We start from the raw sequence: 13,872 nt of genomic DNA on the forward strand, positions 1-13,872 counted from the left end.
ACACCAAATGTTCGCCCATCCATCTTGCCCGGCAGGCCGAGGTCGGCCTTTCTCCCCGCGCCAGGTTGTCGTGGCGCATGTTCGTTTCTGCCGTCTTGTTCCGAGGTCGTATGCCCGTTCAAAAGTCCGCGAAGCCGTCCAACGCTGCGAAACCCGCCGACCGAAAGCCACTCCAATCCTCATTGCAACCCGGCGCCAAGGTCGGGCTGAAGATCGTCAAGAGCGATCGCAAGCCCGACTCGAAGTCTCCAACGAAAGTAGCCCAGCCCGTGCCCACCAAGTCCCCCGTCGCCAAGGCCGAGAAGGCCACCGCCAAGGAAGAAGCGAAGAAGCCCGTCAAGACCGCGATTGCTGCCGATGACAGCGCGGTGAAGAAGAAGCCTGGTCGCCCGCCCAAGGCGAGCGCGGAAGTCGACACGTCCGCCCAGGCCGTGACCGGCGCCAAGCGCGGCCGCAAGCCGAAGGTCGCCGAAGCCCTTGCCAAGGGCGTGACCGAAGACGTGGACCTGGCCGACGTCGAGACCGAATTCGAGGACAGCGAGCCCGTCGTGGTCGAGGAAGTCGTCGCGGTGGCCGAGAAGGCCAAGCCGCTGCGCATGAAGATCAGCAAGGCCAAGGAACGCGCGCTGATGAAGGAATTCGGCCTGGACGAGACCGTCCTGTCCGAAGAGGAAATGGCCAAGCGCCGGCAGCGCCTGAAGACCCTGATCACGCTGGGCAAGACGCGCGGCTACCTGACGCACTCCGAAATCACCGACCACCTGCCCGAAAAGCTGGTCGATGCCGAGACGCTCGAAGTCGTGGTCGCGATGCTCAACGACCTCGGAGTGGCGGTGTACGAGCAGACGCCCGACGCCGAGATGCTGCTGCTGAACAACACCACGCCGACGACGGCGACGGTGGAGGAAGCCGAAGAAGAAGCCGAAGCCGCCCTGTCCACCGTCGACAGCGAATTCGGCCGCACCACCGATCCCGTGCGCATGTACATGCGTGAGATGGGCACGGTGGAACTGCTCACGCGCGAGGGCGAGATCGAGATCGCCAAGCGCATCGAAGGCGGCCTGATGGCGATGATGGAGGCGATCTCGGCCTCCCCCGCCACGATCGCCGAGATCCTGCGCCTGGCCGCGGAGATCCGCGAAGGCAAGATCGTCATCTCCACGATCGTCGACGGCTTCTCCAACCCGAACGAAGCCGACGACTACGTCGCCGAAGAAGACTTCGACGAGTTCGATGCCGATGACGACGACGACGGCTCCGGCGGCTCCAAGGCGCTGACCAGGAAGCTCGAAGAGCTGAAGGCCCAGGCCCTCGAACGCTTCGCCCGCATCGCCGAACTGTTCGAGAAGGTGCACAAGGTCTACGACAAGGAAGGCTGGGGCACCCCCGCCTACCACAAGGCGCAGAAGGCCCTGTCCGAAGAGCTGATGAGCATCCGCTTCACGGCCAAGACCATCGAGAAGCTGTGCGACATGGTGCGCGGCCAGGTCGACGACGTGCGCAAGAAGGAGCGCGAGCTGCGCCGCATCATCGTCGACAAGTGCGGCATGCCCCAGGAAACCTTCGTCAAGGATTTCCCGCCCAACCTGCTGAACCAGAAGTGGGTCGAGAAGCAGGCCGGCGCCGGCAAGCCCTGGAGCTCCATCATCGGCCGCAACGTGCCCGCGATCCAGGAACTGCAGCAGAAGCTGGCAGACCTGCAGTCGCGCGTGGTGGTGCCGCTGGCCGAGTTGAAGGAAATCAACAAGCGCATGAACGAGGGTGAGGCCTCGTCGCGCGACGCCAAGAAGGAAATGATCGAGGCCAACCTGCGGCTCGTGATCTCCATCGCCAAGAAGTACACCAACCGCGGCCTGCAGTTCCTGGACCTGATCCAGGAAGGCAACATCGGCCTGATGAAGGCGGTGGACAAGTTCGAATACCGGCGCGGCTACAAATTCTCGACCTATGCGACGTGGTGGATCCGCCAGGCCATCACGCGCTCGATCGCCGACCAGGCGCGGACCATCCGCATCCCGGTGCACATGATCGAGACCATCAACAAGATGAACCGCATCAGCCGGCAGCACCTGCAGGAGTTCGGCTTCGAGCCGGACGCCAGCATCCTGGCGGCCAAGATGGAGATCCCGGAAGACAAGATCCGCAAGATCATGAAGATCGCCAAGGAGCCGATCTCCATGGAGACGCCGATCGGCGACGACGACGATTCGCACCTGGGCGATTTCATCGAGGACACCGGCAACACCGCGCCGATCGAAGCCGCCATGCAGGCGGGCCTGCGCGACGTGGTGAAGGACATCCTCGACTCGCTGACGCCGCGCGAAGCCAAGGTGCTGCGCATGCGCTTCGGCATCGAGATGAGCACCGACCACACGCTGGAAGAAGTCGGCAAGCAGTTCGACGTGACCCGCGAGCGGATCCGGCAGATCGAGGCGAAGGCGCTGCGCAAGTTGAAGCACCCGAGCCGCAGCGACAAGCTGCGCAGCTTCATCGACACGCTGTAAACAACAAGGGCCCTTCGGGGCCCGTTCTCTTGGCATGTCATCCCGGGCTCGACCCGGGATCCACGACTGCGCATGCACCTGCGCCGCATGGATTGCGGGTCAAGCCCGCAATGACATCCAGGGTGCACGCCCGCAGTGACATGGGCCGCGTAGGGTGGATTGCGCGCAGCGCAATCCACCCTACCTGCTAGAACAGCGTCTCCTGATACCGATCGTCCTTCCCGTCCGAGCGCGCCTTCACCAGCCGCACCTGCGGCTCGGCGGCTGCTTCGGTTTCGTAGGACTTGCCGCATTCCGGGCAGCTGTAGTCCTGCGTGCGGTTTTCGTCGGGCACCCGCACGGCGAGGACGCGCAGGCGCGCACCGCAATACGCGCAGGATTGTTCGAAGATGCTCACGTCTCCCGACTCGGGGCCCGGTGCCTGGACCATGGGGGCCCTCCGTGATATGACGGGGCCAGTATGCGCCCGGCCAACAGACCCTTCAAGCGAAGCCGACTTGGGCGCCGGGGCTTGCTAGCGGCCCGTGAACTTCGGTTTGCGTTTCTCCATGAAGGCCTGCCGCCCCTCCACGTAATCGGCACTGCCAAAGCAGCGGTCGACCACCTCCTGGCACAGCGCCGCGTCGCGCTCCGAGTCGTCGACCAGCGCCTGGGCTACCAGCGTCTTGATCGAGGCCACCGTCAGCGGCGCATTGTTGGCAATGGTTGCAGCGTAGTCCCGCACGTACGACTCGAGGCCGTCCGCCGCCACCACGCGATTCACCAGGCCCATGGCCAGCGCCTCGGCCGCCGAGAACTGCCGCGCGGTGTAGAAGATCTCGCGCGCAAACGAGGGACCGACCACGTCGACCAGCTTGCGCACGCCCTCGAATTCATAGCCCAGGCCCAGCTTGGCAGCGGGCACGGAAAAGGTCGAGCCTTCGGCCGCGATGCGCAGGTCGCACGACAGCGCCAGCGACACGCCGCCGCCCACGCAGTAGCCGCGGATCATCGCGAGGGTCGGCTTGTTCACGTAGCGCAGCGCGTCATTCGCGCGATGCGAGATCTCGCGATAGGCCTGCGTGCTTTCCGCACTGGAGCGCTTCTCCTCGAACTCGGAGATGTCGGCGCCGGAGACGAAGGCCTTGCCGCCCGCACCCTGCACCACGATCACGCGGATCGCGGGGTCTTGCGCGTAGTCGGTGACGATCTCGTACAGCGCCTCCCACATCGCCACCGAGACCGCGTTGTGCCGCGCCGGATTGTTGAAGGTGATCCAGCCGATCGCGCCGTCTTTCAGCGCGATCATCTTGTCGGTGGCGAGCTTCATGCCGGCACCTTGCTGGCCTTGACCACGCCTTCAGCCAGCAGGCCGTGCACCTGGCCCTCGCTGTAGCCCAGGGTGCGCAGTACCTCCTCGGTGTGCTGCCCGTGCAGCGGCGCGGGCTTGCGGATCTGCGTCAGCTCGCCGCTGGACTTGACCGGCAGGCCCAGCGTCTTCATGAGGCCGATGGTGGGATGCTCGATGTCGTACACCATGCGCCGGTGCTGCACCTGCGGATCGGACAGCGTCTGCTCGTAGGTATAGACGGGACCGCCGGGCACGCCGACGGCATCGAGTTTCTCGACCCAGTGCGCGGTGGGCTGGGTGATGGTGATCGCTTCGATCAAGTCCTGCAGCGCATCGGCGTTCTTCACGCGCAAGGGGTTGCGTACGAAGCGCGGGTCATCGAGCCACTGCGGCTGCTCGACGACTTGCGTGACGAAGGCGCGCCACAGCTTGTCGCCGCTGGCGCCGACGGTGACATAGCCGTCCTGCGAGCGGAAGGCCTGGTAGGGCGCGGAGCGGCGGTGCCGCGTGCCGGTGGCCGTCGGCTTCTCGCCGCCGCCGAAGAAGGCGCCGAATTCCCAGATGCTCCAGGCCAGCCCCGCCTCCAGCAGCGAGGTCTCGATGTACTGCCCTTGCCCGTGGCGCAGCTTGCCGATGAAGGCGCCCAGGATGCCGTACAGCGTGGTCACGCCGCAGGCGATGTCGTTCATCGCGATACCGACTTTCGCCGGGCGGCCACCGGGCTCGCCGGTCATCATCATGATGCCCGACATGCCCTGCGCGATGATGTCGAAGCCGCCCTTGCGGCCATAGGGCCCGGTCTGGCCGAAGCCCGACATGGACGCGAAGATGATGCCGGGGTTGACCTGCTTCACGTCGTCGTACGCGATGCCCAGCTTCTTGACCACGCCGGGCCGGAAGTTCTCCATCATCACGTCGCAGGTGGCCGCGAGTTTCATGACGATCTCCTTGCCCTGCGGCGACTTCAGGTCGACCGAGATGCTCTTCTTGTTCCGGTTCAGGACGGCGAAGCAATAGGACTCGTCGTTGACGCGCGGCTCGAAATTGCGCGTGCTGTCGCCATCCAGGCTTTCCAGCTTGATCACTTCGGCGCCGAGGTCGCCCAGCACCATGCTGCAGTAGGGGCCGGCCATCACGTTGGTGAGGTCCAGGATGCGGACGCCTTCGAGGGGAAGCGGCATGGGAAGGGGTTCCTTTGGGGTTGAATTCAGGCGAGCAGAGTGATCTGCGAGGTGTCGATGTCGGCGTAGATCGTCTGGCCGACCTCGAAGACATCACCGGGCCGGGCGCTCACGCGGATCGGCTCCAGCGCGGGGGCCAGGGCAATGTGATAGTCCCACGATTCGCCCAGGTAGGAGCGGCGCGCGATGCTCGCCAGAACGCAGTGGTGCGCGTCGCGTTCGGCCGGCTTCTCGCGCGTGAGCTGGATGCATTGCGGGCGGATCGACACCTGCACTTCGGAGGGCAACTGGCCATCGGCCGCCAGTGCGCGCGCGGGCAGGAAGAAGCCGCCGAAGTCCACCGCGTCGTCGCGGCGCGCACCGGTCAGCAGGTTGGTGCGGCCGATGAAGCCGGCGACGAAGCGGGTCCGCGGACGCCCATACAGCTCGAACGGCGCATCGAGCTGCTCGATGCGGCCCTGGTTCATCACGGCGATGCGGTCGGAGGTGACCATCGCCTCGGACTGGTCGTGGGTGACGTAGACCATCGTCATGTTGAATTCGTCGTGCAGCCGGCGGATCTCGTAGCGCATTTCCTCGCGCAGGTTGGCGTCGAGATTGGACAGCGGCTCGTCGAGCAGCAGCACCTTGGGATTGACCACGATGGCACGGGCCAGCGCCACGCGCTGCTGCTGCCCGCCACTGAGCTCCGCGGGATAGCGGTCGCGCAAGGCCTTGAGCTGCACGACGTCGAGGATCTTGTCCACGCGCTTCCTGGCGTCGGCGACCGGCACCTTCTGCAGCTTCAGGCCGAAGGCCACGTTCTCCTGCACCGTCATGTTCGGCCAGATCGCGTAGCTCTGGAAGATCATCGACATGCCGCGCTTTTCCGGCGGCAGCGAGGATTGCGCAGAGGAAATCACCTGGCCATCGAGCTCGATGGTGCCGGCACTCGGCGCGATGAAGCCGGCGATCATGCGCAGCGTCGTGGTCTTGCCGCAGCCCGAAGGCCCGAGCAGCGAGACCAGTTCGCCTTCGCGCAGCGCGAGGTTCAGGCCGTCGACGGCCGTGAAGCCGCCGAAGGTGCGCGAGACATTTCTCAATACAAGCTGGCTCAAACTACCGTCCTCCTCAGCATGAAGTCGCGCCCCATCAGGCGGAAGCCCGCCAGGATCAGCGCCACCGTGATCACCACCAGCACCAGGCCGATGGAGGCCAGCATTTCGAAGTTGCCCTCGTCGCTCTTGTCGAACAGCAGCACCGAGAGCACCTGCGTGTTGATCGAGTAGAGGAAGATGGCCGTGCTCAGCTCGCGCGTGGCGGGAATGAACACCAGGATGAAGGCGCCCGCCATGCTGCGTTTGAGCACCGGCAGCACCACGTAGCGGATGGCCGCCAGGCGCGATCCACCGAGCGTGCGCACCGCCTCTTCGAGCTCCGGGTTGATGCTGCGGATCGCGGCATTCGCGTTGACGAAGGCGATCGGCAGGAAGCGCGTGGTGAAGGCCAGGATCAGGATCCACGCCGTGCCATACAGCACCAGCGGCGGCCGCGTGTACGCGGCATAGAAGCCGATGGCCAGCACGATGCCGGGCACCACGAAAGGCGCCATCGTGAGGAAGCTCAGCACGCTGCCCACATGCCGGTTCACCAGCCCGCGGTTGACCACATAGGCGATGCACAGCGCCAGCGTCAGCGCGAACAGCGAAGCCGTGCCCGCATACACGAAGGTGTGCAGCGTGGCCGTGCGCGTGAGCGCGTTGTCCACCAGCACCGCCGTGACGTTGCCGAAGGTGAGGTTGTCCCAGGAGAAGCCGCGGCCCCAGGCCTTGGCGAAGGCGGCCTGGCAGATCACCACCATCGGCATGAAGAAGGACAGCGTGCAGACCGCGAGGCACCAGCCCAGCACCGGCCACTTCCACGGGCCGAGCGGAACGGGACGGCGCTCGCCACCCTTGCCGGTGAGCGAGACATAGCCCTTGCGATTCGTGATGCGCCGCTGCACCCAGAACAGCATGACCGTGATCAACAACAGCGGCATCGCATAGGCCGAGGCGACCCCCAGCTGCGGCGGAAACTCGAAGAACTGCCACAGCTGCGTGGTCACCACCTGGAAGCGTCCTGGCAACGCAATCAGCGCGGGCGAGCCGAACAGCGCAATCGCCTCCAGGAACACCAGGATGAAGGCGCCCAGGATGGCGGGCAGCACCAGCGGCAGCGTGATCAGCAACGTCGTGCGCATGTTGCCCGCGCCCAGCATGTTGGCCGCGTCCTCCATCTCGGAGGAGACGAGGTCCAGCGCCGACTTCGTGAGCACGAATACATACGGAAAGCTGTAGCAGGCCACCACCAGCACCAGCCCCGGCATCGAGTAGATGTTGAAAGGCCCGGAGGTCGCTCCGGTGAGCGCGACGACAGCCCGGTTCAACCAGCCCGCGTGCGGGCCGGCCAGCAGGATCCAGCCCACCGCGCCGAGATACGGCGGGATGATGAAAGTGCCGAGGATGGAGACCCACACGAGCCCCTTTGCCGGCATGTCGGTGCGCGAGAGCGCCCAGGCCATCGGCACTCCGAACAGCAGGCACAGCACGCCGGCCGAGACGCCGAGGATCAGCGAGTTGCCCAGCGCCTGCAGGTGGCGCGCACGGCCATAGGCAGCGATGTAGTTGGCCAGCGTGAAGCCGCCGCTGTCGTCCTGGAAGCTGACCACCAGCAGCCGCGCCAGCGGGTTGACCACCAGGAACACCAGCACCACGATGGCGGCCAGCCACAGCAGCGAGGACTTGTCCCAATGCCGCCAGCGCTGGGCCAGTCCCTGGGGCGGCAGCGCCGCCTCGTCCAGCGTCGTCTTGACGTAAGCCACGGCCTGCGCGTCAGACGCCGAAGGTCTCGCGGAATTTCTCCTTCACCTCGGGGATGCCCTTGGTGATCTCGTCCTCGGTCGGGCGCACCACCTTGATCTGCTCCAGCGGCTTGGTGCCGGGCGAAGGCGCGACGCCCTTCATCACCGCGAGCGAGTGCGTCTTGACCTGCACCTCGCCGGCCTCTTTCGACAGCAGGAACTCCAGGTACAGCTTGCCGGCATTGGGCGAAGGCGCGTTCTTGGGGATGGCGCTGGGCGACACCATCAGCAGCGCGCCATCGGTGGGATACACCACGGCCAGCGGATTGCCTTTGTCGCGGGAGAGCAGCGTGGTCGCCTCCGAGCCGGCGGCGACCGCGCGCTCCTTGGAATTGAGCATCGTGACGGTGTCGTTCACCGAGCGGCCGATCTGCGGCTCGTTCTTTTCCAGCTTGATGAAATAGTCCCAGCCATAGAGCTTGCGCATCAGCACGACCCAGGTGCCGACATACCCGCTGAAGGCCGGATGGCCGATCGAAACCTTGCCCTTCCACTTGGGATCGAGCAGGTCGGGCCAGTTCTTCGGCGCCTCCCGCTCGGGCACCATCGTGGTGTTGTAGGTGAGGGTCATCAGCGCCGCGGCCGTCACCCAGTAGAAGCCCTCCTTGTCGTTGTAGGGCTTGAGCGAGTCGACCTGGTTGGCGGCGTTGTGCGGCTGGTAGCGCAGCAGCAGCCCCTTCTGCTTGAGCGCCGGATAGTGGCTGACGTCGGTGCTGCTGAAGATCGAAGCCACGGGCGCATTCGCCTGGATGTCTTGCTGCAGGCGCTGGAAGGCCACCTGCGCCGTGGTGCGCACGAAATTGCACTTGAGGTCGGCGTACTTCTTTTCGAAGGCGGCGCACAGGGCCGCGGCCTCGTCGGTGTTGTAGTGCGCGGTGTAGACGGTGACCGGCTTTTCCTTCTTGGCCGCCTCGTACAGCTCCTTTTCCCAGGGCTGCATCTGGGCCCGGGCCGGGACGGCGGCCAGCAACGCGCAGGCGGAGAGGGAGGCCAGCAAGCACTTCACCAGGAACCGATGCATTCGACTTCTCCCGCGGCGGCGCCGCAATCCACGAGAGGGCACTTTAGTGCCGCGACCGGTCAGGTCGCATCCGCACTTACCTGCATGCACCAAAAGACTTCGCGGGGGCCGCGCCGCTTCGAAATGCAGGATGCATCCGGTAGGCTGGGGCTGCGCGCAGCGCACCCCAGCATGGCGATCGCGCCGCGCACGGTGGGATGCCTCCGGGCGACCGACCCTAAACGCCCCGGAACACCGCCTTGCGCTTCTCCGCAAACGCGCGCACGCCTTCGCGATAGTCCTCGCTCGCGTTGCACGCGTCCGCGGCCGCGTGCGCGGCGGCATCGCTGACCGTGCCGAGGAAGGCGTTCACGCTCAGCTTGGCCGCCTTGAGCGTCAAGGGCGCGTTCTGCGCCATCGTGTCCGCGTAGGCGCGCACGATGCCGTCCAGTTCCCCGGGCGCCACGACCTGGCTGACGAAGCCCATGCGCAACGCCTCGTCGGCCCCGAACACCCGCGCCGAGAAGAAGATGTCGAGGGTGTTCTGCACGCCGATGAGCGAAACGAAGCGCTGCACGCCCTCGGGCTTGTAGCCCAGGCCCAGGCGGCCGGCCGGCATGCGAAAGCGCGCATCGCTGGCGCAGATGCGGATGTCGCAGCCGGCTGCGAGGCCGAGGCCGCCGCCCATGCAGATGCCGCGGATCTTCGCGATCACCGGCTTGGACGCGCGCACCGGCGCCGCATACGCGTCGTCGACGATCGCGCCGTAGCGCTGCTGCGCGTCGGGCTCGCCGCGTTCGCTTTCGAACTGCGAGATGTCGGCGCCGGAGACGAAGGCCTGCTCGCCTTCGCCGGTGAGCACGATCACCGCAATGTCGGCGTCGCCATCGAGTTCGGCGATGGCGGCGGTGAGCGCCTGCCACATCGTCACCGTCATTGCGTTGAACTTGCCGGGGTTGGACACGAGCACCGTGCCCACGTGGCCGTCGCGGCGCACCAGGATCTGCGTCATCAGAAGGTCTCGGCGTCGACTTCGCGGTTGGCCTGCTCGCTGTAGCGATTGCCGGCGACGGTCTGCTGGTTGATCAGCGCCTCCACCCGCTGCACCAGCGAAGGCGACAGCGCCACGTCCGCGGCAGCAAGATCCTCGTGCAGGTGCTCCACGCTGGTGGTGCCGGGAATGGGAATGATGAAGGGCGCCTGCTGCAGCAGCCAGGCCAGCGCGAGCTGCGCGCGGGTGCAGCCGGCCTCCTGCGCGAGCGCCTTGTACGCGGGCAGCAGCTTCAGGTTCCGGGCATGGTTGTCAGCGTCGAAGCGCGGCATGGTGCGGCGGATGTCCTTGGACTCCAGCGTCGCGACGTCATGCACCGCATCGCACAGGAAGCCGCGCCCCACCGGGCTGAACGCAACGAAGGCGATGCCCAGTTCGCGGCAGGCCTGCAGCATCGCGATTTCGGGATTGCGGGTCCACAGCGAATACTCGTTCTGCACCGCGGTGATCGGGTGCACCGCATGGGCCTTGCGCAGCGTCGCGGCCGAGACTTCGGACAGGCCGAGCGTACGCACCTTGCCCTGCTCCACCAACCGCGCCATCTCGCCCACGCTCTCCTCGATGGGCACCTTCTTGTCCCAGCGATGCAGGTAATAGAGGTCGATCACGTCGGCCTGCAGGTGGCGCAGGCTGTCCTCGCAATTGCGGCGGATGGTCTCGGGCCGGCCATCGATGACGCGGCGCGTGACGCCGTCGTCACCGGCGACGCCCGCCATGCCGCCCTTGCTGCAGAGGGTGAACTTGCTGCGATGCGGCTTGAGCACCCGGCCCACGAGCCTCTCGTTGGCGCCGAAGCCATACAGGGCGGCCGTGTCGAACAGCGTGACGCCGGCGTCCAGCGCGGCCAGCAGCACCCGCTCGCCCTGCTCCGGCGAAGGCGGCGTGCCGTAGGCGTGGCTGAGGTTCATGCAGCCCAGGCCGATGGCGGTGACGGTGAAAGGGCCGAGGGGACGGTTGTGCATGGTTTCGAATGGCAAAAAAGCGGATCGACAAGCTTACCGTAGGGTGGGATGCCGCAGGCACCCCACCGCGGCGCTCACCGAAGATCAGCCCCACCGGCGGCCCCGGCCGGCTCGATCCTGCGCTAAGGTCGCCGCTTGCCGATCCCCGCCACCGCCTCCCCCGCTTCCTGCGACGCCCTCGTCATCGGCGCCGGCGTTGCCGGCCTCTTCTGCGCCACGGCCCTGGCCGACGCCGGCCTGCGCGTCTGCGTTCTCGAAGCGCGCGCCGAGCCGGGAGGACGCGCGCGCAGCTGGTTCGACGCGCGCATGGCCATGGAGATCGACATCGGCCCGCACGTGGTCAGCTCGGAACACGTGAACTTCCTTCGCATGCTCGAGCGCCTGGGTAGCGCGGACCGCATCGCCTGGCAGCCGGATCCCCTGCTCACGCTGCTGGATGCGGGCGAGCTGCTAGCCGCCGCCAGCGTGCGCTGGACGCCGCCCTTGCACGGCCTGCCGAACATCCCCGTGGCGCTGCGGCGCATGAGCCTGGCCGATGCGCTTTCTCATTGGCGCCTGTCGTGGCAGGCGGCGCGCGTGAGCGAGAGCGGCCTGCGCGCGCTGGACACGCAGGACGCGGCGAGCTGGCTGCGCTCTCTGCAGGTCTCGGAGCGCGCCATCGACTGGTTCTGGCGCTCCGCGCTGCTGGCCATGCTGAACGTGCCGCTGGAGCAATGCTCCGCCGCCGCCGCCATGCGCATCTTCCGGCTGATGCAGGGACGCAGCGGCTATCACTTCGGATTCCCGACGGTGGGCCTGTCCCAGATGTATGTGCCGCAATGCATCGCGGCGATTCGCGCGCGCGGCGGCGAAGTGCGCACGCAAGCCGCGGTGCGCACGCTCGACGTGCAGGACGGCATCGTGCGCGGCGCGCACCTGCGCGACGGCAGTGCGGTGCGCGCACCCTGGTGCGTGGTGGCCATCGCGCCGTGGAATGTCGCGCCGCTGCTGGCGCGCACACGTGAGGCGAGGCTGGCGCCGTTGCAGCAGGCCGCCACGCGCTTCATCGGCGCGCCGTACACCAGCAGCTACCTGGCCCTGGACCGGCGCCTCGGGGAGCAGCGCTTCTGGGCGCGCGTGTGGAATCCGCAGGACCTGAACACCGACTTCTACGACCTGGCGAAGATCCGCCCCGCCGTCACCGGCGGCGGCTCCCTCATCGCCTGCAATGCGATCGGTCCCAATGCGCACCTGGAGTGGAGCGACGCCCAGGTGATCGACCGCACGCTGGTCGAACTCGAGGAGTTCGCGCCGAGCGCGGGTGCGACCCGCGTGCTGGCGGCGCGCGTGCACCGCATCCGCGCCGCGATTCCGCAACCGCGTCCCGGCACCGAGGCGTTGCGGCCGTCCCATCGCACGGCCGTCGGCGGACTGCTGCTTGCCGGCGACTGGACGGATACGTCGGTGCCCTGTTCGATGGAAAGCGCAGCGCGCTCCGCGGCCCTGGCGGCCGGTGCGGTGCTGGGCCAGCAGCTTGCACTGCCGGCGCCCGAGACGTACGGGCTGGTCGGCCTGTTGCGTGAGCGTTCGCCCGCGACCGCGAGGAAGCCATGCGCGTGAACTCGCCCACGGCCCTTCCGAACGGCTGCGAAGGCCCCGATGCCGCACTGGCGCTCTTCGACACGCTGGCGCCCGTGGACATCGCCTTCATGATCGGGACCTGGTCCGGCCACGAGTTCCCGACCGGGCATCCGATGGATGGCGCGCTCACGGCCTATGGCTGGCGCGGCAAACGCTTCGACGACGAGGAGCAGGTGCATCCGCTGCTGTTCGCAAGCGGCGAGCGCGAGTTCACGGTGAATCCGCGCTTGATCTGGCCCGGCGTGCCGCTGCTGCTGCGTTATCCGCAGCTCAAGTCGGAGCCGGTCGCTCGCATCGCACGCGCCCTGCTCCCCTTGCTCGCAACGCACCGCTCGCACGCCCGCCTGCGCATGCTGCGTTTTCGCGGCACGCTGACGGCGGCCATGATCTACGACGAGGTCCCGATCCAGGATGTCTTTCGCGCGGCCGACGACGACACGGTGCTCGGCCTGATGGACCTCAAGGGGATGAAGCAGCCGTTCTTCTTCCTGCTTCGGCGCAGGCAGACGGTGAGGGATCGCCGCTGAATCGTGCGGAGCGCCCCACCCAGCCGTGCCCCGGAGAGGACGGGAGCAAGACCGGCGCCGCGCCTCAATGCTCGTTGTGCAGATAACTCGGGTGGCGCGGCAAGCGCAGGCTCACCAGGAAGGCCACCACCATCATCGCCGAGACGTACCAGTAGAAAAGCGACTCGTTGCCCAGGCTCTTGAGCCCCAGCGCCACGTATTCGGCCGTGCCCCCGAACACCGCATTGGCGATCGCGTAGGCGAGTCCGACGCCCAGCGCGCGCACCTCGGGCGGGAAGAGTTCCGCCTTCACGATCCCGCTGACCGAGGTATAGAAGCTGACCACGGCCAGCGCCACCAGGATCAAGGCGCCGGCCGCCGTCGGGCTGCGCACGTGCTGCAGCATGGTCAGGACCGGCACGGTGACGATGGTGCCCAGGGCACCGAACAGCAGCATGTTGTTGCGCCGGCCGATGCGGTCGGAGAGCGCGCCGAACAGCGGCTGCAGGCACATGAAGATGAACAGGCAGACCGTCATCACGTTGCTGGCCGTCTTCACGGACATCCCCGCGGAGTTCACCAGGTACTTCTGCATGTAGGTGGTGAAGGTGTAGAAGATGAGCGAGCCGCCGGCGGTGAATGCCACCACGGTCATGAACGCGCGCTTGTGCAGCATTAGCCCGGCCAGGGTGCCGGCTTCCTTGCGGCCGCGGCTTTCCGCGGTCGACGTCTCCGTCAGCGTGCGGCGCAGGTAGAGCGCCACCAGCGCAGCCAGCGCGCCCAGCACGAATGGTATCCGCCAGCCCCAGTCGCGCAGTTGCTCGGTCGTCAGCAACT

12 protein-coding genes are annotated in these 13,872 nt (G+C 66.9%); 3 read left to right on the forward strand and 9 right to left on the reverse strand.

Going from position 1 to position 13,872, the window contains the following annotated elements; genetic code table 11:
* Positions 1-110: 110 nt before the first annotated feature.
* Complete coding sequence (gene rpoD, locus JWP60_RS12080) at positions 111-2,504, forward strand: RNA polymerase sigma factor RpoD (RefSeq protein WP_299791173.1); 2,394 nt, start codon at positions 111-113, stop codon at positions 2,502-2,504.
* Positions 2,505-2,691: 187 nt separating this feature from the next.
* Here the strand turns inward: rpoD and JWP60_RS12085 are convergent, their stop codons facing one another.
* The 8 genes from JWP60_RS12085 to JWP60_RS12120 form a co-directional block, all read right to left on the reverse strand.
* Entirely contained in the window at positions 2,692-2,934 is a 243-nt protein-coding gene (locus JWP60_RS12085; RefSeq protein ID WP_299791175.1) for a hypothetical protein, read from the reverse strand.
* 84 nt (positions 2,935-3,018) lie between these two features.
* Positions 3,019-3,813 carry an enoyl-CoA hydratase gene (locus JWP60_RS12090; protein WP_299791178.1) on the reverse strand — a complete coding sequence of 265 codons (795 nt, stop codon included), beginning with the start codon at positions 3,811-3,813 and terminating at the stop codon, positions 3,019-3,021.
* Positions 3,810-5,015 (reverse strand): CoA transferase, encoded by a 1,206-nt coding sequence (locus JWP60_RS12095; RefSeq protein WP_299791181.1) that lies wholly within the window; start codon positions 5,013-5,015, stop codon positions 3,810-3,812. Before JWP60_RS12095 ends, JWP60_RS12090 begins: the two co-directional genes overlap by 4 nt.
* Before the next feature lie 26 nt (positions 5,016-5,041).
* Positions 5,042-6,112 (reverse strand): ABC transporter ATP-binding protein, encoded by a 1,071-nt coding sequence (locus JWP60_RS12100; protein ID WP_299791183.1) that lies wholly within the window; start codon positions 6,110-6,112, stop codon positions 5,042-5,044.
* Positions 6,109-7,857, reverse strand: coding sequence for an iron ABC transporter permease (locus JWP60_RS12105; protein ID WP_299791186.1), 1,749 nt, complete (start codon positions 7,855-7,857; stop codon positions 6,109-6,111). The genes JWP60_RS12100 and JWP60_RS12105 overlap by 4 nt, the downstream gene beginning before the upstream one ends.
* A 10-nt stretch (positions 7,858-7,867) precedes the next feature.
* Complete coding sequence (locus JWP60_RS12110) at positions 7,868-8,917, reverse strand: extracellular solute-binding protein (protein ID WP_299791189.1); 1,050 nt, start codon at positions 8,915-8,917, stop codon at positions 7,868-7,870.
* A 217-nt stretch (positions 8,918-9,134) separates the two neighbouring features.
* Positions 9,135-9,908 (reverse strand): enoyl-CoA hydratase, encoded by a 774-nt coding sequence (locus JWP60_RS12115; RefSeq protein WP_299791192.1) that lies wholly within the window; start codon positions 9,906-9,908, stop codon positions 9,135-9,137.
* Positions 9,908-10,909 carry an aldo/keto reductase gene (locus tag JWP60_RS12120; RefSeq protein WP_299791195.1) on the reverse strand — a complete coding sequence of 334 codons (1,002 nt, stop codon included), beginning with the start codon at positions 10,907-10,909 and terminating at the stop codon, positions 9,908-9,910. Before JWP60_RS12120 ends, JWP60_RS12115 begins: the two co-directional genes overlap by 1 nt.
* A gap of 135 nt (positions 10,910-11,044) precedes the next feature.
* On the opposite strand from JWP60_RS12120, the gene JWP60_RS12125 reads away from it, so the two are divergent.
* Together JWP60_RS12125 and JWP60_RS12130 are read left to right on the forward strand one after the other, a co-directional pair.
* Positions 11,045-12,508, forward strand: a complete 1,464-nt coding sequence (locus JWP60_RS12125; RefSeq protein WP_299791198.1) for an FAD-dependent oxidoreductase — start codon at positions 11,045-11,047, stop codon at positions 12,506-12,508.
* The gene (locus JWP60_RS12130; protein WP_299791201.1) at positions 12,505-13,056 is read left to right on the forward strand and encodes a DUF4334 domain-containing protein; all 552 of its coding nucleotides are present in this window, start codon (positions 12,505-12,507) and stop codon (positions 13,054-13,056) included. The genes JWP60_RS12125 and JWP60_RS12130 overlap by 4 nt, the downstream gene beginning before the upstream one ends.
* A 64-nt stretch (positions 13,057-13,120) precedes the next feature.
* On the opposite strand, the gene JWP60_RS12135 is transcribed toward JWP60_RS12130, so the two are convergent.
* Positions 13,121-13,872, reverse strand: a 752-nt coding sequence (locus JWP60_RS12135; protein WP_299791203.1) for an MFS transporter, incomplete at its 5' end; no start/stop codon positions are given.

It is taken from the genome of Ramlibacter sp. (assembly GCF_028291745.1).
In the GTDB taxonomy this organism is placed as follows: Bacteria; Pseudomonadota; Gammaproteobacteria; order Burkholderiales; family Burkholderiaceae_C; genus Ramlibacter.